Origin of the sequence: Microcoleus sp. D3_18_C2 (assembly GCF_036702395.1) — a bacterium.
In the GTDB taxonomy this organism is placed as follows: Bacteria; Cyanobacteriota; Cyanobacteriia; order Cyanobacteriales; family Microcoleaceae; genus Microcoleus.
The window spans coordinates 198,619-218,622 of the sequence record NZ_JAUBTG010000001.1 but is presented as its reverse complement, the minus strand read 5'-3'; the positions used below and the strand labels follow the sequence as shown (position 1 = coordinate 218,622).

Sequence of the window (20,004 nt, the reverse complement as noted above, 5' to 3'; positions counted from 1 at the left end):
TTAGTATAAGCGATCGACCGCACATTAGATCGAACCAAATCCGTAGAGCTCTCTCTCTTCTCCTCCTCTGCGCCCTCTGCGCCCTCTGCGGTTAAAAAATCCTTCATAAATCAAGGTTGCGCTACTCAGTCAGCCAACTGAACATTTCACCGACGGTGAGATTGAAGGATTCGGCAAAGGTTGGAACGGGGATGCGATCGCCCCGTTCTTCAAAAACTGCTAAAGTGCGATCGGCAAAATAGACAAATACCAGTTCTTCTTCCGGGTCAATCAACCAGCCCATCTGGGTTCCGTGGCCGAGACTGTGGAGAATGTTGCGGACGACTTTAGTTTGACTTTGGTCGGGGGAAAGAATTTCGATTGTCCAGTCGGGGGCGAGGGCGAAAGTGTTGGCTACTTCGCCGTTTTCATCGCGGGGAATGCGTTCCCAGGTAAAGACTGCAAGATTCGGTACTGTCGATCGACCACCAAAGGTACAGCGCAATTCTGAATAGGCGCGGGCGATGCGTTGGGGTTTGAGTACCCGGTTAATGTCAGCACCCAAATCGCTTTGAATTGTGCTGTGTTTTCCTTGGGGCATAGGTTTCTGGATAATCTGACCATCGATGAATTCGCTGGCGGGTTTGGTTTCCGACAGTTGGAGAAATTCATCGAGACTCAAAGGTTTAGAAGCGGTTTGAACCATTATTTTAAGTTGATTTAAGTTTAATTTGTATTAGTTAAGCGATCGGGCATTTAATTTATCAAGAAAATGGGTCTAAAACCCTGTCCTTCGCTTGACGGCTTTAAGGGGTCTAACTCGTTTGACGGCGAGTCCGACAGGGATTGAAATCCCTGTCTCATAGCGCAAGTCCTCTGCAAGAGGACTGAGGAGGTTGATTAACGTGAAATGCGAAACTCAACATCGAGTTAAATTGAGACTTGCAGTCGCTTTTATGCGAAACTCAACATCGAATTGAATTGACACTTGCAGTCCGACAGGGATTGAAATCCCTGTCTCATAGCGCAAGTCCTCTGCAAGAGGACTGAGGAGGTTGATTAACGTGCAATGCGAAACTCAACATCAAGTTAAATTGAGACTTGCAGTCGCTTTTATGCGAAACTCAACATCGAATTGAATTTAGACTTGCAGTCGGTTTTAACCGACTTTCGCTATGAGACAGGGAATTCATTCCCTGTCGGAATGTCGGACTGTCGGACTGTCGGAATGTCGGACTGTCGGACTGTCGGAATGTCGGACTGTCGGACTGTCGGACTGTCGGACTGTCGGACTGTCGGAATGTCGGACTGTCGGACTGTCGGACTGTCGGACTGTCGGACTGTCGGACTGGGACAAGCAATAAACGCTTAAAGAAATACTCCCAATCCGCGGCTAACGGCATTTCCCATACGATCGCACAACGAAGCATCCGGCACTCCCTGTCCTTCCTGTTCCCATTTTTCCACGAGTTGGCGGCCCAGGGGCGTGAGGCGAAAACTGTCGGTAATCCCTTGTCCGTCTACTTCCCGCCGCAGTACGCCGACTTGGATAAGCCACAGTAGCGAGTTTTCGGCTACGAGTTCGGATACGGGCGATCGGGTGTAGCCGCTTTCGACACCGGAATTTGAGGCGATCGCAGTTAGGAAAACACTGTTATCGCGGATGGTCTGGAAGAAGTGTAATTGAAAAGGGCTGCACCGGACCGCGCGATCGGCTCTTTTGACAGTGCGATCGGGATAACTAATAGATTTAAACGCTTCAGATGGAATAAAAGTCATTCAAAAAACCTCTGAACAGGTACTATATTTTTAATTGTTACAGATATCCGAGCGGGCTGATTCACCCTATCGATCCTAATTTTACACTTATTATGACCGATACACTAAATAATATCAACAGGTTTGTTGAATACGTCCGTACTTTGAATGGAGACGAAAAAGGCGAGGCACAGGTATTCTGCGATCGCCTGTTTCAAGCCTTCGGTCATCTAGGCTACAAGGAAGCGGGAGCCGAACTAGAATTTCGAGTAAAGGCGAAAGGCAAAACTACGAAATTTGCCGATTTGCTGTGGCGGCCCAGGTTGTTGCTGGAGATGAAAAAACGGGGCGAAAAACTGGAAAAACACTATCAGCAAGCCTTTGAATACTGGCTTGAGCTAGTGCCGCAGCGTCCTAAATATGTGGTTCTTTGCAACTTTGATGAGTTTTGGATTTATGACTTCGATTTACAACTGCGGGAACCTGTAGACCGCATAAATGTCGAAGAGATACCCGATCGCTTCACAGCCTTAAACTTTCTTTTCCCCGAAAATCGCCAGCCTTTATTCAATAACAATAAAATTGATGTAACGCGAACTGCCGCTGACAAAGTTGCTCTACTTTTTAATCGCTTGGTAGAGCGCGGCGAAAAAGTAGAAACGGCTCAAAGGTTTATCCTTCAGTGTGTAGTAGCATTGTTTGCTGAAGATATCTATTTGTTGCCGCGCGGTTTATTCACCGAGTTTTTAGGTGATTGCCAGATGAATCGAGTTAGTTCCTACGATTTAATTGGGGGATTGTTTCGGCAAATGGGGAGCGATCGCCCCGCACCTAAAGACAGCCGCTATCGAGATGTATCCTATTTTAATGGCGGTATCTTCTCAGTTGTTGAACCCATCGCCCTGACTCGCAGCGAAATCGATCTGCTATTGGAGGCAGCAAAGGAACGGTGGTCAAAGGTAGAACCTGCGATTTTTGGTGCGTTGTTTGAGTCCAGTATGGGCAAAGAGGAACGTCATGCCTTGGGTGCTCATTATACCAGCGAGGCAGACATTCAAAAAGTGGTTTTGCCTACGATTATCCGCCCGTGGCGAGAACGGATTGAAGCTGCGAAGACGCTCAAAGATTTGTTGGCACTGCGGCAAGAATTACTTGATTTCAAAGTTCTCGATCCAGCTTGCGGCAGCGGTAATTTTCTCTATGTTGCTTATCGGGAACTGAAGCGACTAGAGGCACAACTGCTAACTAAAATTCATGAAAATTTCTCTCGTGCTGCTAATGCGATAGGTACGATGTCGCTGGTGAAGACAAGCCAGTTTTACGGCATTGACATCAAACCCTTTGCCGTGGAATTGGCAAAAGTGACGCTGATGCTTGCCAAAAAGTTAGCCTTAGATGAAGAAAACCAGTTGCTCAATACGGTACAGTTGAACCTGGCATTGGAACTAGAGCAAGCATTGCCGCTCGATAATCTCGATCGCAATATCCGCTGTGATGATGCTCTGTTTTGCGAGTGGGAACAAGTTAATGTAATTATTGGCAATCCTCCCTTTTTGGGTGGTAAGCAGATGCGCTTGGTTTTGGGTGATGAATATATCGATCGCATCTTTGCTAAATTTCCTGAAGTAAAAGATTCTGTGGATTTTTGCACCTATTGGTTCCGTCTTGCCCATCAACATTTAGGAGAAAATTGCCGCGCTGGTTTAGTCGCCACCAATTCCATTTCTCAGGGTAAAAGTCGTAAAGCTGCCCTAGATTACATTGCCCAAAATGGCGGCTGCATTTACGATGCCATCTCCACACAACCTTGGTCTGGTGAAGCTAAAGTACATATTAGCATTATCAACTGGCTCAAAACCTCTGATGCTCAAGAATTAACCTACCGTATCGATCACACAATTGTCTCAAACATTAACTCTTCTCTAAAAGCTGAAGTTGATGTTACCCAAGCAGTGCGACTGAAGACAAATTTGAATCGATGTTTTGCAGGTATAACTCCTGTAGGTACGGGCTTTATTGTGTCCTTGGAGCAAGCTGAAGTATGGAATAAAGTAAATCCCAAAAATCTGGAAGTAATTCGTCCTTTTCTAGAAGGTAATGACCTCGTAGCCAACCCCTACAGAGGTCTAAAAAATTTGATTATCGACTTTAATGACATGAGTATTGAAGAGGCAAGTGAATATGTCCAGCCTTTTCAATGGGTTAAAATGAGAGTGAAACCAGAAAGAGATTTGAATCGTAGAAAGGTTTATCAAAAATACTGGTGGCAATTTGGAGAACGAAGACCCGCAATGCGTCAAGCCCTAAAATCGGTTTCTCAATACTTTGCAGTTACTCAGACATCGAAATGGGCAATTTTTCTTCCTTGTCCTATTGAATGGCTACCTAATGCTAGAACGCGAGTTGTTACCTGCGACGACTTTTATATTTTGGGAATACTCACATCTAGCACTCATCAGATTTGGATGCACGCACAAAAATCAACACTTAAAGCCGATATTTCTTACACTCACAACACCTGTTTTGAAACCTTTCCCTTTCCCCAAAATTGCCCAGAAAAAACCAAAACTGAAATTCGAGCAGCTATGCAGGTTCTCCATAACTATCGTACAGAGTATATGGAGCGCAAACAGTGTGGTATTACCCAATTATACAACGAGTTTTTTAATGAACCTGCCAGCCAACTCGCCAAACTCCACGCCCAATTAGACCAACTCGTTTGCAAAGCCTACGATATCAAAACAAACCAAGACCCCTTAAAGTTTCTATTAGAATTAAACTTTGAAGTTGCACAGCGAGAAACTGAGGGATTACCTGTTGTCGCTCCCTGTTTGCCACCTGTTGTATAAAATCCCAGTGAATTAATTACAGACGATTTTTTAATTTTTGTTGCAAGAGCGATGGGTTTTGAGCTTTCAATTGGCTGGCAAATTCTGCATCTGCTTCGATTGCAGAGCGAATTTCATCTCGACGATCGTGATAATAGGCTAAAGCTGCATAGATATCAGATAAAGTAATACTCGGATAGTGATACAAAATTTCGTCTGGTGACATTCCCATTTGTTCGTGCCAAACAACTATATCCTGAACTCGGATGCGATGTCCGGCGATACGGGGTTTTCTCCCACAGATTCCTGGGGTGATTTCGATATGTTCTTTAATGACGGCGATCGACATGGTAGGGAATTAATATAGGATGTGTCTTCTATTTTATGACAGGCTAGACGAGTTTGGCTGTAAAAGGCATTTTAAGCTATGGTATTTTTGATGGATATTGCGAATTTCCGCCGTCGCCAATGGACTTGAGTCAAGGTGATTGCTTGAACTGGAACTCGAATAACGAGCGTAGCATATTCGAGTTCCAGTTCAAAAAAAGCGATTTCCATCGCCGATAACTTTTTCAATCGCCGAAGCACAAAATCAATTAAAATACATTTATAAATCCCAAGGGAAACAAAACTATGACATTACCAGTTGGGTGCGCCGCCCCTCAGTTTACCGCCAAAGACACCAACGGCAACACCGTCTCCCTGTCCCAATTCGCAGGTAAAACCGTAATTCTGTATTTCTACCCCAAAGATGACACCCCCGGCTGCACCAGACAAGCCCAAAGCTTCAAAGCAGCCCATGAAGAATACAAGGGCAAAGATATAGTAGTTCTCGGTGTCAGCCGCGACAACGAAGAATCGCACCAAAAGTTCACAGAAAAATACGGTTTACCTTTCCAGCTATTAGCAGATGTTGATGGCACGATTACCAAAGCTTACGATGTGGAGAAAGGCGATTATGCCAAGCGCGTCACCTTCGTCATCGACGGTACTGGCAAAATTATTCAGGTTTATGAAGGGGAAACCATGAAAGTTGACACTCACGCTCAAGATATTCTCGTCACCATAGTTTAGTCGAAGTTTAGCCGAAGTTTAGTCGATCGCGCTAACACTCCTGCACGCACCAAAGCGCTAAAAACCCGGTTCCTTCCTAGATGCCTCGTTGCTATAGGCAATATTCTCCTAGGAACCGGTTTTTTTTAGTAAGGAATGAGAATTAAATAACTTCCACTCTTGAAAGTGGGATGGGCGTCCCGCCCGTCCAAAAAGGATGGGCGTCCCGCCCGTCCCACAATAACAATTAAAATTGTAAGTTATTTAATTCGCGTTCCTAAGTCCTGACCGAAAGCATCCAGGATACAAGCCCCCGCATTCATCTCGCGCAAGTCAATGCTTCAATTCTAAAATCTAAAATCTAAAATCTAAAATCGCGCAATCGATTGACTCAGCAAGTGAGGGGTCAAGGGTACAGGGGGAAACAACCGACTCGAATTAAATTCCTTCCCTCAAAACTTGCACCACAAATCAGCTCAACCAGGCATATATTCGGTTAAGGTGCTTATGGTACGTCTAAAGTTAGATTTGTGGCGCAACTCCCGCCAATAGTTAAAAACTTATGCTGGAAAAGGCATTAACCGCCCGTAGGCTGAATCTAGGGGCGATTTTGTCCTGGTTCAGGTCATGGTGTTTAATAAAATCAGAAGTTATCCTTGCTTTAGCTGAATAACTAAGTAGGTAGAGGGATATATAATGACAACCAACAACATTATTTTGAGTTACTTAGGCCCGCGAGAAATTGAGGTCAATAGAGCCGCTGTGTTACTTGGCACTTTTGACACAAATCTAGTGGCAGCGATTTCAGCATTAGAAGGCTCAAATGCCCTGAATGTCGGGAGAAATCTCTCTAGAGGCATTTGGAACATCAGTTTAGAAAAAGGATTCGATAGCGCAGGAACTCGCACAGTGCAGGTGAGGGCAACTGATAAGACTGGCAAAGTTATCGGCCAACAAACAATTAACATCAAAGTTAATCCTGCTTCTGGGGCACCCGCTCAAATTTTCACGTTAATTACTCTCACAGATACCAAATTCAAAGCCGGAACACTGCCCGCCAGCAATCTCAACGATCTGCAAAAAGCGGACATACCAGCAGGGAAAATATATCCAGTTAGCGACTACGAGTTAGAAGACGGACATCTAAATGTTCAACTAAATAATCCAATTTATCCGGTGGGAAAAACCGGCTTTTTCTACGAAAAACACGTACTCATAACCAAAGGCGCAAAAATTCTCATATTCGATCGCGCCGAGTTGCCGACCCCGCCTCCTGGAATGCAGTTACTGTGGGTGATCAAAAAGACCTGGTTAAAGTTCACCCCCGCAGATTCTGGAACTTTAGGCCCAACTCAGAAATTACTATTTAACCCAGGAGAAACTTTCAATCTTCTCGGCTACGCTTGCGTGGAAAACCATTTCAGAGTCGCTTTTGCTCGGGCAGTTCCTAACTTAGGAACTTCGGGATTTCTGTACTGGCTGCACGTCCAAATTTTGCGAGACGGGAGGGGAATTGAGTATGATAGAAATGCAGTTACGATGACAATCATCAAAACAACTGTGTTTAAAAAGCGGCCGATAAATGCCGCTAGCCTGCCACCCCAAGAAAAAATTACCTTGCCGGCGGGAATGATTTACGGAATTGCCGGATTCTTGATCGAACAAAGCCACATTAAAGTCTCGCTGACCGAGAATTTGCCACAATTTGGCAATACAGGCTTCATTTATCCCGATTTTGTGCAATTCAGCCGCGGTGGCAAATCTTTTAATCCCGCTGTGAATTTAACTTATCAAGGGCCGTCAGAAGTTTTAGTAAATCAGCCGATCGTCCTTCGGGGTACTTTTGACCGGCAACAAGCAGCAAAAATTGACGTGATAGCTGAGGATAAATTTCCCCTAACCGTCACTCTAAACCAAGAGACTAGCACTTGGCAAGTTAATTTGTCTAAAGGATTTAGCGTAGCTGGAGCTCGGTGGCTCAGGTTGCGGGCAACTGACAGCAAAGGCAACGTTACTGGCAGCCAAATAATTTACATTGCCGTAACTTCCGATCCGCTAACTGTCGGACGAGGTTTGACCTTAAAGATAGTTTCTGACACTTTGTTTAAGGTAGTTCCTCTTGATTCTTCCAGGCTCAACAATCAGCAAAAAGTTGTTGTCAAAGCAGGCCAGACGTTGGCCGTTAGCAAATACGGATTTATTGACGGGCATCTCAAGGTGGTTCTGGATTCAGCAATTTGGCCGATCGGCACTTTTGGCTATTTTTATGAACCCGACGTTCAGTTGGCAAAAGGTACTCAAATCCTAAGATTTGACCTGGCTGACGTACCCAATAGCAACGGGGGCGCTCAACTTTTGGTAACTCAAACAACTCAGATTAAAGCTAAACCCGAAGATTCATCGAAACTGCCTGCCGATCAAATTGCTGACCTACTTTTAGGCAGCACCTATGCCATTACTGGTTATGCCTGCATTTTGGGGCATTTCCGAGTAACTCTCGCCCAATCTATTCCCGGTTTCGGCAATATCGGATTTATTTATTGGCAGGACGTTAAAATTAAAAAAGACGGCAAAGAAGTTCCCTTTGACGCGGATGCTTTGACGATGACAATCCTGCAAGCAACTGTCTTTAAAAAACGGCCGGTAGATTCTTCTAGCCTGAGCAGTACCGAGAAAACTACGCTGCCTTTAGGTCGAGTTTACGGCGTGAACAGCTACGGTGCGGAAGGATCTCACCTGAAAGTTTCTCTGACTGAAGAACTGCCGAATTTGGGCAATACAGGTTATGTTTTTCCTAGTTTTGTTCAGTTCAAGCGGGGAGATAAAATTTTCGATCCGGTTCCGAACAATGTGGAATTGAACGTGCCGTATTTTTCGCAGCGAGACAATCCGCGTTTTGACTGGTCTACTTGCAACGTAACTTCGATCGCCATGGTGCTTTATTATTACGGCCTTCGTTCTAAGTGGGGCGGACAGTTGGAGGATGAGTTGTTGCAGTGGTGTTTCGACTATGCCGGCCAGGGATCTCAAACGGATCACAGCGTGCTTTCGGCGCTGATTCAGGCCTACGGGTTTAAGACGAGTTTTAGTACGACTCGCAAATGGGCCGAGGTGCGATCGGAATTGCTAAATCGGCGGCCAGTAGTTTTAGCAGGAGATTTTACTGCTGCCGGTCACATTCTTACTGTCATTGGCTACAATTCTCAGGGTTATATCGTGCAAGATCCTTGGGGAGATGCACTCACTGGTTACAGCGATACTGAGGGGAGAAAGTTGATGTATCCCTACAGTTATGTCAATCAAGTTGCTGGGCCAGATGGGAATGTTTGGGCACATTTTATCTATCCATAATTTACTCTACTGTTAGCAAATTGTGAGGCACTGCGGCTATTCGTAAGGTGTGCATAACAGCTATTCGTAAGGTACTTAATGCACACCCTACCTAACTTAGGAAATCTTGCGCTTAGGAATGAGAATTAAATAACTTACAATCTTTATTGTTCTTGTGGCATGGGCGTCCCGCCCGTGCATAAAGGACGGGCGGGACGCCCATCCCACTTTCAATAGTGTAAATTATTTAATTTGCGATCCTTAATTTTGCATTTTGCTGCGCCAATGCCTAAAAAGCTCAACCCTACTAAAGTACCAAACCAAGTGGGAGCATCCCGCTGTTTAACTAGACAGAAATACTTAGGGGTTGCTGAATATATCGCCCGCGTGTTACGTGGCCTGGGTTATTTGATCGCGCGATCGAGAGTAAAGTCGCAGCGATCAACAGGTAGAATAGGTCAAAAGCCGTGCATCACCACCTGCGATCGTGTATAAAAAAGCTGAGCTTGCCCCAAGCCCCCCATCCGACGCAAGAACTCCCCTTTGAAGGAAGATTATCAGAAGATAACCGTTGGGTAAAAATGGCCCAACTAATTCCTTGGTCGAAATTTGAATCAGACGCAAAAAATGAATCAACCAATCAAGGAAAATTAATCATAGATGCCACCTGTGCCCCAGCAGACATTAGCTACCCCACCGACTTAGGACTATTAAACAAGGCAAGAATTCACACAGAAAAAATCATCGACATTCTTTATAAGTCCCTCAAAGTAAAAATTAATAAAAAACCCAGAACCTACCGAAAAATAGCCAGAAAAGACTACTTAGCAGTAGCCAAACAACCACGACCATTACGAAACAAAAAAATCCCAGCCTTGAAAAAATAACGGCAATATATTAAAAGAAACCTCGCTCATATTGAACAGCTAATTGAATCAGGTGCCACCCTACAAAGTATGACCAAAAAGCAATATAAAACCTTGCTAGTTGTCACAGAAGTCTATCGGCAACAACTCTGGTTATTTGAAAATAAAAAACAGAGTATATCGGACAGTTGGGGTAAGTTTAAGCCAACCGCACATCCGTCCCATTGTCAGAGGAAAAGCAGGGAAACCTGTAGAGTTTGGAGCAAAACTATCAGCGAGTTGCAGTGAAGGATATGTATTTTTATACCGGATGAGCTGGGATAATTTTAACGAATCAGGAGACTTAAAAGCACTCATTTGAAGCCTTTAAAAATTACACAGGATACTATCGGTGAATCAGTCCATGCCGTTAGCGAAGCCCTCGAAGAGGATCGCATTTACCGAAATCGGGAAAACCGAGCATGGTGCAAAGAAAAAGGAATTAGAATCAGTGGGCCACCCTTGGGAAGACCCCCAGCAACTGTGAGTAAAGAAAAAAAGAAGCAAGCCTTAGAAGATGAGAGGATTCGTCAGGCAATTGAGGGAAAATTTGGGGCTTGCGTAAACGCAGATTTAGTCTCGATCTCATCATGGCAAAACTTGATAATACTTCACAGACAGCTATTGCTATCACTTTTTTAGTCATGAACCTTTCTACCTGGTTAAGATGGGTTTTTTTTGTGTTTTTATGCCGTTCGTGGAAAACAATGCCCATTTTTGGCTCTAATATAATCTGCGTTTATAACTTGCTCACATTGACGAAGGAAAAACTCATCTTTAACTCTGCTTGAATATATCGTGAGCTCCTGTTCTTAGTTTGCGATCGATTATTCAGCAAGCCCTAATTCGTTCATTGTAACTCAAAAAAGCCTGAAGTGATTACGGATCAATCACTTCAGGCTGGAATTTTTTAAATTTATAACCATCAATTCTATTTAAATACCTGCAAAATGTGGGATGTACATTTATTGGTTAACGTTAACCCGACTGATGTCGCTAGCTTTGTCCTGCAAAGAGTCAAAGGCAGGGCTTCCAGTTACTTAAGAAAAGAGTTTCCTGAATAGTGAAAATTGCCTACCTTGTGGACTCCTAGTTATTTTGTCGGTAGTGTTGGCAATGTCTCAACTGAAACCGTCCGAAAATATATTGAAGAACAGAGAAATAAATACTCCGCAACACTGGTAGCCTAAAGACTACAACTGCGTTTCATCAAGAGCTTGAAATACCGGGGTTCTCACGCGACGCGCTATAGGCTGCAGAAGCTAGTCGTTGTTCAAATAACCACTGTTTGCTTTCAGGAGAATCATCCAGCCAGCGATCGATCAAGTCCGCCCATTTGACAGGCAGACGCAACTCCTGCCAGGTTGAGTGAGAAGCGACAGAAAGATTGTGGTAAAGCGCTGAATCCGAAATAACTTTTTCGATACATTCTGCTAAAGCCAGAGAGTTCCCCGCTTCAAAAATCATCGAATTAATACCGTGTTTTAAGTGGGTTTTAAACATCGGGTGATCTGAAGCTACTATCGGTGTTCTAGTCCGTAAAGCGTGCTGAATAGTCAGGGGAAAACCTTCGGGATACTCGTGCCTGCTAGTAACTAACACGAGATCGGATTCTCTCATTAAAGGTTCTAAACTCTGAGTTGGCACGATTCCCAGAAAATCTACACAATCTTTAATTTGTAACTCTTCGACTCGCTGGGCAAAAAACTCCTCTTCACCTTTACCTGCCATTTTTAAGTGAACTGATATATTATTCCGTTCTCTTAACTTTGCTACGGCTCTCAATATATCACCCACGCCCTTACTTTGTATTAACGAACCAGCGTAAAAAAGTTGAATTTTTTTGATGTCCGCAGGGATTGTTTTCGGCGACAAAGAGCCGGGATTGGTCTCTAAGAGAAAGTCCCAGGGAATTATTTTATCAGCTTTTACTCCTATTTGTTGGAACAATAAAGATGACGTAATGCCGTAAGTTCCAACCCATTCTATTTGCTTGTTATTCAACAATTGGGACAGGAAATAGTTGCGGTATTTATTGCGCCAAGTTGTTGTCGCAATAGATTCTGCAAATACAGCGATGGTTTTAATTTTGTTTTTTATTGCCCACTTAAAAATGTCTGGAAAAGTCGTCCGCATGACTAAATGAGTCGGCTTTTGCTGGGCAATTAACTCGATCAATTTTTGGGTATCAATTTTGTAATTAAATCCGCAACCGATCGCCCGCACGCCGTTTTCTAGAACCCGATCGTTAAATTCGGGTGTCATGCAGCAAATAACCGTTACTGACTCAGCTCGTTTTGCCATCTCGGTGACGGCATCAACAGAATATTTTTGAGCGTAGTATGTTTCGCTTCCACCTTTGGCTAAACGATCAAAGGCTTCTGCGTAATCGCCGGCATACTGAACTATGACTAAGCGCATTTTCCTCAACTCTGGTTGTAAAGTATTTAATAGGACTTACGATGCAAAAGATGTGTAAGTAGGTTGATCGGGACGGTTTGAGGTACCGCCACAACCGCACTATTAATTTTATTTTGCTTCAGTCTTATTATAAAGAGTTTCGGCAACAGCCAGGTCAATAGATAGCGGCCGCAGTCGCTTTGTATTGGGGGTTTCAGGCTAATTTTCTCTTGATGTATCTGAGAGTGTGTTGCAAGTAGAATGCGGGAATTAATCCCGACTAAGTAAGGAGAAATACTGTCCCCTGCAATTTGATCTCCGAAGTTGCGATCGACACTCACTCTCGACACTCACTATCGGTACTCAGTTAGCATATTGGAGGGGATGCCAGCAGAATTGGGCTATAAAGTTCACAAATCGTGACAATATTTGGTTTTACGGCGCTCAATAAGCCAAAGTTTCTAAAGTTTCTCGCAGATAGGAACGAACCTGCTGATCGAGGGTGGCATTTTGGTGCTGACGCTCAAAATTGAGTTCTAGCTGCCAGCGTTGAAATCCTGAACTTGCGCCGATCGCGGATTTGAGACTGCCCCAGATTTCAGAATCTTCGCACAGCTCGATCGGCTCGGCGGCTTGAGGTTCTTGTGCGATCGGTAGATAATTCGCCATATTGTTATACCTCTGTTTTAATCCCCTGTAAGGATTGAAAGCTGACCTTGACACTCTCTATTATAGATTCTTCTCTCCAAAGAGCCAACCTAAAATATCCACAACCTGCGATTAAAAATTAAATATTAAGACTATTAATAATCTCTATCACAAGAGGGGTGTTACCTATTTTCTTCACAGCATACATCTGTACAAATTAAAGTAGCTTAAACTACAATTGTCCCCTTATTAATTTTTTATTTCACTTTTTTTCGATCGACTCTTCGGGTAGAGATGTAACGCCGTTGGAGTCAGCAGGTTTTGGGTTGACAATACTGCCGACTGACGAATTCCCTCTTGTGGATGCTGAACCAATTGACTCTGCCGCTGCAGCCACAGCGGCAGTTGTCTCGGCTGCCAAAGCCGGCAAAAGTCGATCGACTTGCCAAGGCGCGATCGTAAAATCCTGCCGAATTTTTTCTAAAACATGAGGCTGTGTCGCTGCAAATTCTGATTCCGGCGTCAGCAAAACCGCCATGACACTAGCAGACACCTGCAAAAACAAATTGCTAGCTAAAAAAGCAGCAACTGCCAACAACAATCCAGCCCACCGCCAGGAAGGAGGAAAGGGAGCAACCGTTGCCGCGAGGGGAGCCAATCGGTAGAGTTGCCACAAAATTACTGCCAGCAAAACAGCTACAAAAAGAGCGATTCCTTGATTTAACTTAGTTTTAAATCGAGTCAGAAGCCGCTGCTGCACCGAAGTTAAATTCTGCGGTTTCACCGCCACAACTAAAATACTAAAAATGTAAAAAGGGCGGAACCACTGCATCCACAGCACAGGAACAATACCGGCTACAGCCACTAAAAATATTTCTAACCAGACAGGGAGCAGGGGAGAACCCACTGCGAGTCCCAGCAAGCACACTCCTAGGAATATCGGCAGTGCAGCCGCCCCAGAAAGATGAATCCACAAGAAAGGATCTGACCAAAAAGAACGCACTTTAAAAAATAATTATGAGTTATGAGTTTTGAATTTTGAGTTTTGATAGTCGGGGACGCATTCTTAAGCAATAAACCTGGTGCAAAGAGTACATCTCTAGAAGTAACACCAAGCATTTTGGGAGGAAACTCGATTGCGGTGCGTAAGTCTTATTGGAGTTTGAAATTTTGAATTTTTAGCAACAGCCAAGACGATGAGGACGTTGTTAATTGTGGATATATTTGCTTTTCTTACTTCTTCCTTCTCTCCTCGATAACTAAAACCTTCTGCCTTCTGGATTCTTGCTTCTGCTATAAGTTAAAAACAAAAGTTGCGAGTGATGACTTTAGGAGTATTGAGTGAAGAGAAGAGTTGCGAGCGATCGGCAATTTAGTTGCGATCGCTCAAAAATTCTCTTCCCTCTCAACACTCACCACTCAAAACTATTGAGAGAGAGTCCGGCGTTTAGTAACCATCCGGTAGGCTTCAATAATATCGCCATCCGCCCAGTCGCTAAACCCGCTCAAGGAAATGCCGCATTCAAAGCCAGCATTGACTTCCTTGGCATCTTCCTTCATCCGTTTTAGGGAGTCGAGGACACCTTCGTAAACGACATTGTTGCCCCGGCGCACCCGCACCTTACAGTTACGGATGACTTTGCCAGAGAGTACCATACATCCAGCCACAGCCCCGCGACCGATCGCAAAGACAGCGCGCACTTCGACGCTTCCCAAAGGTTCTTCCACCAATTCGGGTTCCAGCAGGCCTTCCATCGCCCCTTGAATGTCATCCAAGAGGTTGTAGATGATGCTGTATTCCCGCACGTCTACGCCAGCTTGGTCAGCCGCGAGGCGAGCGTCGGTGGCCAGAGTAGTATTGAACCCGATAATTACAGCATTACTGGCTGCTGCGAGGTCAATATCCGTTTCTGTAATTTCCCCAGGAGCAGATAGCAGCAGTCGGAGTTGAACTTCTTTTTGAGGAAGTTGAGTCAGAGCGCCGACAATTGCTTCGAGGGAGCCTTGGACATCTGCCTTCAAGATCAAGTTGAGTTCCTTGAGAACGCCTTCCTTAGCTTGTTGAGAGAAGCCGCTGAGGCTGATCCGGCCGCCTTGCAGCAGGCGTGAATCTCGTCTGGAGGTAGCTCTTCCGCTTGCGATCGCCGCAGCTTCTTTTTCGTTTGCGAAGACATCAAACTCGTCTCCGGCGCGAGGAACTTCCCGCAGCCCTAGCACTTCCACCGCGAAGGATGGAGTTGCGTGTTCTACGCGATCGCCCCGGTCATCGATCATTGCCCGCACCTTGCCCAAAGCCGAGCCTGCGACCACAATATCGCCCACTCGCAGAGTGCCGTTCTGAACCAGCAGAGTTGCCACAGGCCCCCTTGCCTTGTCGAGGTGAGCTTCAATCACAGTACCCTTAGCCGGTCGGTGCGGGTTGGCGTTGAGGTCTTCCATTTCCGCGACTGTCAGAATCATTTCCAACAGCGTATCCAGGTTTTCGCCTCGGATCGCGCTGACTGGAACCATCGTGATATCGCCCCCCCAGTCATCTGCCACCAAGCCGTACTCAGTAAGCTCTTGCTTCACCCGTTCCGGCTGAGCACCCTCCTTGTCAACTTTATTGATAGCCACGACAATTGGCACTTTCGCAGCTTTCGCGTGGCTGATCGCTTCAATTGTCTGGGGTCGCACGCCGTCGTCCGCCGCCACCACCAAGATGGCGATGTCCGTAACCCGTGTTCCCCGAGCCCGCATCGCTGTAAAGGCTTCGTGACCGGGCGTATCCAAAAATACCACCTGCTGGCTCTTGCCTTCGTGTACCACATCCACGTGGTAAGCACCGATGTGCTGGGTAATGCCCCCAGCTTCTCCCTGAGCCACCTTGGTTTTGCGGATCGAGTCGAGCAAGGTAGTTTTACCGTGATCCACGTGACCCATAATCGTTACTACTGGGGGACGGCGTTCGAGGTATTCCAAATCCGCTTCGTCCAGCATCTCGATCACTTTGATAGCTGGGGCTACTTTTTCTGGGGTTTCCACCTCTACGCCCATTTCTTCGGCTACCATCCTCACCGCTGGAATGTCCAGGGTTTCGGTAATATTTACCGCAATTCCTTTAGAGAAAAGCCGCTTAATAATTTCGGTTTCGGGAACAGCCAGAGTAACTGCTAGTTCTTGAACGGTCATCGGCCTGCTCAGCAGCAGCTTTTCTGGACGTTCTACCTTAGCTTCGGCTGTTTTGCCCCGGTTGCCGCGTCCCCCGCTCGAACCTGAAGAACTTTTATCGTGAGAAGGGCCTGGTCTCTTATTTTTTCCGCTGCTTCCGGGTGCGCCCGGAGTTGGTGTTGACTTGGGTGCTGCTTGTCCCTTCGCTTTCGCTGGGCGGGCTAGGGACAGGCTGACCGTGACTGGTGCTGGGAGATCCAAGCCGTTTTCTAAGTCATCGTCATCCTCGTCTATGGGTTTGAGGCGAGAACGTTTTGCCTTAACAGCTTTGGCAGCTTTGGCAGCATCTGAGTTTTCGTCATCATCTTCTTCCCAAATGACCGATGTCTTTTTGGCAGGACGAGGGAGGGAGGGCCTTTCGAGGAGAGGAATCTCCAGCAACGGCGTATTATCTTCTTCATTGTCATCAGTGTCATCCCCTAGCGCTCCGGTGCCACCGCCCCGGCTACGCAGCCCGGTAGCTGACGTTGCGGGGGCCAGGCTCCGGCGCGGCCCACCGGGCTGGGGTCGATCGGCCAGTGGAGTTTTGACTGGGCCACCAGGGCCTTCCCGGCGCGGTATGCGCGCGTCGCGAGATTCGGTACCTCCCGGTGCAGGTCTGCTGGGGCGGCTCGGTTTAGCCGGCGCTTCCAGAGTTTCTGACTGTCCTGATTGCTCTTGCTCGGTTTTTGCCAGTTTGAGTACCGGCTTGTTCCCCAGATTTTGTGGGGTACGGCTAGCCGACTCGGACGCCCCTCTGACGGGCGGCGACGTGAGTTTTGCCGAGGGCGCAGGAGGGGCCATCGGCGGTTGCTGGGTGCGTTCTGGAGCCTTGGACGACGGCGGTTGAGGTGCCGCCGGTGCCTGAGCCTGGGCGGTGGTTTCCGGGGCGATCGCACCTACATTTTCCGACACTCTTTCTGACGGAGCCGCCGACACAGCGACATTTGGCTTCGACAGTACAGGTCGATTGATATTTGGTTTAGCTGGAGGCTGGAGTTGTTGAGCAGCAGGCGACTTGGGAGGAGTTGCCACGGTTGCCGCCGGCTGGTTTTTGTTCTCCTCGTTGCCTGCAGGCTGGGAGGAGGCACCAGCCGGCCGTACTTTTGGACTGCGTATTTCTAAAATTTGCTGCTTTTTTTGTTGGTCGTTAGGGTGAGGGCCAGATTCTCTCGATGGCGCGGCTGCTCTTTCGGGTGGAGCTGGCTTGCCGGGGGAAGAGTGGCTACTGGCTACGTATTTTTCCGCCGTTTTGCGAATGCGCTCTGCTTCGGATTCTGTAATTGTGCTGCTGTGGCTCTTGACTGAAATATTGAGCCGCTCGCAAACTGCCAAGATGTCTTTATTATCCAAATTTAGTTCCCGTGATAATTCGTAAATTCTTACTTTGCCGTTGTTCATCCACTCTGCCCTCTTTTGTGCCAACCAGTTTTTACATTGTGATTTTTTGTGCTAATGACGACATCATTCGGTGTGATTGATTCAGTGTCAGGAATCGGGGTTTTGGTACTCGCTCAGCAATTTTATCTAAAAGATGCAACTCGCTGAAGTCTGCGGTTGAAGAATTCTCAAGTCTGTTTGGGAACTTGGAACTCCGAAGTCTGAGTTTTGGCAAAACCCACTCTCTCAAGCTTCAAAGTTTGCCTTTCCACCTTGAGGATACCTCTGCTAGTACCCTACCCTTATCTAATCTGACACAAATCTTTCCAGACTGGTGGGCAGATCGGATTGGGGTTTTATAGCTGGCGCTACCGGTAATTACTGGTAGGGCTGCCAAGAGGGTTTATACAGTCGATGCCGAACTATTGTCGGTTTTTCGTCCGGCTAGGCCCGAGTAAGATGTACAGTCAGATGTGGCTAAACGCTGCCAAAGTGTTTGGTAGAGTTCGTCAGACACAGGCGCTTTGAGCGATCGCCCAAGTCGATTTTTTTTCTGAGCTGCTTTGAGGCATTCGGCTTCCCGACAAAGGTAAGCAGAACGACCCATGCCACGATCTAATTGTACCTGATGAGAAGGATAGAGCCTGACTACTCGCCAAAAAGCTTCCTTAGGAGCTATTTTTCGACAACTTGCACAGCACCGGTAGTTCGGTTTCATTTCTTGTGAGAGGGGGAGTAGGGGACAACTCCTCCTTGTCTGGCGAAGATAGAAAATCTTAGGACAAGGAGTCAGAAGACAGAATTCAGAATTCAAAATACGCCATGCCCCAAGTCAGGGGTAAGGGTTACGGAAAAAATTTTTTGTGTTCCACGATTAAAATCGGGGGCTTTAAAGCTCGATTCTCCATCCTGTCGCACGGAACCCATTCTGGATTCTGAATTCTGAATTCTTCTTCGGTAAATGTCACAGTTTTTAGACAGCGGCTTCGGTTTCCTCCGTAGCTGCTGCCTCCTCTTCCTCAAATTCTGCGGTTTCCTCGTCGTAGTCGCCTGCTTCCTCGTAGTCGCCTTCTAGTTCTTCGAGCCTAGTTGCTTCTGCAGCCAATTTGCTGTCTTCGGCCGCGCGATCGTACTTAGCAATATCTTTGATATCGATTTTCCAACCGGTGAGGCGGGCTGCGAGACGCACGTTCTGACCTTCTTTGCCAATGGCAAGACTCAGTTGGTCTTCAGCGACCAAAATGTGAGCTCTCCTGCCTTCTGGAGCAACTAAACGTACTTCATCTACTCTAGCGGGACTCAGAGCGTTAGCAATATAAGTTGCTGGGTCTGGAGACCAGCGGATCACGTCGATTTTTTCGCCCCGCAATTCGTTGACTACTACCTGAATCCGCGATCCCCGCGCTCCGATGCAGGCTCCTACAGGGTCTACGTCGCGATCGAGAGTATCAACTGCTATTTTAGTCCGGGGGCCGACGTGCCGGGATGGCGGATTTGCCTCCCTGGCTACGGCAACAATTCTCACCACCCCGTCTTCTATTTCTGGTACTTCGTTAGCAAACAGGTAAACCACCAAACCTGCGTCGGCTCTAGAAACAAGTAACTGCGGCCCACGAGTTGAGCCTTCGCCTACTTTTTTGAGATAAACCTTGAATGTAGCGTTGGCCCGATAATTGTCGTTGGGCAACTGTTCGCGCTTAGGGAGTTCGGCATCTACTTCTGGCTGACCGAAGCTGCTGGTGACAGCTAAAATTACCGACTGCCTCTCAAACCTGAGCACTCTTGCTTGAAGAACGGTTTCTTCTAAATCTTTAAACTCTTCTTGAATCATTTTGCGCTGTTGGTCGCGCAGTTTTTGAGCGAGAACTTGTTTGGTCTGGATCGCCGCCATGCGACCAAATTCTTTTTGATTTGGTGTTACGTCTACGAGCACGATGCTCCCAGGTTGAGCTTCCGTGGCTACTTCTTGCACTTCCGTAAGTGAGATTTCGTGATCGGGATTGATGACTTCTTCGACAATAGTTTTGTTGGCTAAAACGCGGAAACCTTCTTGTTCTGCGTCTAGTTCTACATCAAAGTTGTCGAAGTATTCTTCGCTGAAGTGGTCGAGTTTTTGGGTACGGCGGTAGCGTTCGTATCCTTTGAGCAGAGCTTCTCGCAAGGCTGCTTGGACGGCGTGTTTGGGTAAATTGCGTTCTTTGCTAATACCTTCGACCATTTCTTTTAGTCCGGGCAGGGGAACCATTGACATATAAAACTCTCCTTTTTTGCTGTGGTAACAAGTAACTGGTAATCGGTAATTGGTACTGGAAAAATTTCCAGAAAAAGTGATGACGAGGAGTGATGAGTTACTGGATAGGATTAGGGAAGCTAGGTGCAGTAACAATTTATTTGTTGTTCCTCTTCAACCCGCTGCTACAGATGTGATTGTTAAAAATTAACTCGCAGCCAAGCGTTTTCAGCTTGCTGCGAGGCAATCGCAAAACTCAAATCGGGCGGGCACAGGGGCACTGCCCCTACAACTCAAAACTCAA

At 46.4% G+C, this 20,004-nt stretch carries 13 protein-coding genes and 2 pseudogenes; 6 read left to right on the top strand and 9 right to left on the bottom strand.

Translation table 11 applies throughout. The features are described 5' to 3' along the window. Positions 1–121: 121 nt before the first annotated feature. Entirely contained in the window at positions 122–685 is a 564-nt protein-coding gene (locus QUA88_RS00815; RefSeq protein ID WP_333056191.1) for a Uma2 family endonuclease, read from the bottom strand. Between the two features lie 469 nt (positions 686–1,154). On the opposite strand from QUA88_RS00815, the gene QUA88_RS00810 reads away from it, so the two are divergent. Further along, positions 1,155–1,343 carry a hypothetical protein gene (locus QUA88_RS00810; protein WP_333269741.1) on the top strand — a complete coding sequence of 63 codons (189 nt, stop codon included), beginning with the start codon at positions 1,155–1,157 and terminating at the stop codon, positions 1,341–1,343. 4 nt (positions 1,344–1,347) lie between these two features. On the opposite strand, the gene QUA88_RS00805 is transcribed toward QUA88_RS00810, so the two are convergent. Then, positions 1,348–1,758 carry an Npun_F0494 family protein gene (locus QUA88_RS00805; RefSeq protein WP_333168711.1) on the bottom strand — a complete coding sequence of 137 codons (411 nt, stop codon included), beginning with the start codon at positions 1,756–1,758 and terminating at the stop codon, positions 1,348–1,350. A 92-nt stretch (positions 1,759–1,850) separates the two neighbouring features. On the opposite strand from QUA88_RS00805, the gene QUA88_RS00800 reads away from it, so the two are divergent. Beyond that, positions 1,851–4,586 (top strand): DNA methyltransferase, encoded by a 2,736-nt coding sequence (locus QUA88_RS00800; protein WP_333269738.1) that lies wholly within the window; start codon positions 1,851–1,853, stop codon positions 4,584–4,586. A 16-nt stretch (positions 4,587–4,602) separates the two neighbouring features. On the opposite strand, the gene QUA88_RS00795 is transcribed toward QUA88_RS00800, so the two are convergent. Next, positions 4,603–4,914 (bottom strand): DUF433 domain-containing protein, encoded by a 312-nt coding sequence (locus QUA88_RS00795; RefSeq protein WP_333056195.1) that lies wholly within the window; start codon positions 4,912–4,914, stop codon positions 4,603–4,605. Positions 4,915–5,198: 284 nt separating this feature from the next. Here QUA88_RS00795 and QUA88_RS00790 point away from each other — a divergent pair, with 284 nt between their 5' ends. From QUA88_RS00790 to tnpA, 4 genes and pseudogenes are all read left to right on the top strand, one after another. Next, entirely contained in the window at positions 5,199–5,639 is a 441-nt protein-coding gene (locus tag QUA88_RS00790) for a peroxiredoxin (RefSeq protein WP_172192900.1), read from the top strand. A gap of 675 nt (positions 5,640–6,314) precedes the next feature. Continuing rightward, complete coding sequence (locus QUA88_RS00785; RefSeq protein WP_333208483.1) at positions 6,315–8,969, top strand: C39 family peptidase; 2,655 nt, start codon at positions 6,315–6,317, stop codon at positions 8,967–8,969. A 470-nt stretch (positions 8,970–9,439) separates the two neighbouring features. Continuing rightward, positions 9,440–10,644 (top strand): annotated as a pseudogene (locus QUA88_RS00780) (transposase). A 168-nt stretch (positions 10,645–10,812) separates the two neighbouring features. Then, a pseudogene (gene tnpA / locus QUA88_RS00775) lies at positions 10,813–11,043 on the top strand (IS200/IS605 family transposase); the annotation flags it as partial. A 19-nt stretch (positions 11,044–11,062) separates the two neighbouring features. On the opposite strand, the gene QUA88_RS00770 reads toward tnpA, so the two are convergent. The 6 genes from QUA88_RS00770 to nusA all read right to left on the bottom strand — a co-directional run bounded on the left by QUA88_RS00770 (position 11,063) and on the right by nusA (position 19,721). Next, on the bottom strand, positions 11,063–12,274 hold the full coding sequence (locus QUA88_RS00770) for a glycosyltransferase family 4 protein (RefSeq protein ID WP_333057836.1): 1,212 nt from the start codon (positions 12,272–12,274) through the stop codon (positions 11,063–11,065). A gap of 423 nt (positions 12,275–12,697) precedes the next feature. After that, on the bottom strand, positions 12,698–12,922 hold the full coding sequence (locus QUA88_RS00765) for a hypothetical protein (RefSeq protein ID WP_333057837.1): 225 nt from the start codon (positions 12,920–12,922) through the stop codon (positions 12,698–12,700). Positions 12,923–13,163: 241 nt separating this feature from the next. Further along, complete coding sequence (locus QUA88_RS00760; protein WP_333208484.1) at positions 13,164–13,904, bottom strand: low-complexity tail membrane protein; 741 nt, start codon at positions 13,902–13,904, stop codon at positions 13,164–13,166. 422 nt (positions 13,905–14,326) lie between these two features. Further along, entirely contained in the window at positions 14,327–17,491 is a 3,165-nt protein-coding gene (gene infB, locus QUA88_RS00755; protein ID WP_333057839.1) for a translation initiation factor IF-2, read from the bottom strand. A gap of 382 nt (positions 17,492–17,873) precedes the next feature. Continuing rightward, a complete protein-coding gene (locus tag QUA88_RS00750) occupies positions 17,874–18,188 on the bottom strand; it encodes a YlxR family protein (protein ID WP_333057840.1) in 315 nt (104 codons plus the stop codon). A gap of 255 nt (positions 18,189–18,443) precedes the next feature. Continuing rightward, positions 18,444–19,721 (bottom strand): transcription termination factor NusA, encoded by a 1,278-nt coding sequence (gene nusA / locus QUA88_RS00745; protein WP_333057841.1) that lies wholly within the window; start codon positions 19,719–19,721, stop codon positions 18,444–18,446. Between the last annotated feature and the right edge of the window lie 283 nt (positions 19,722–20,004).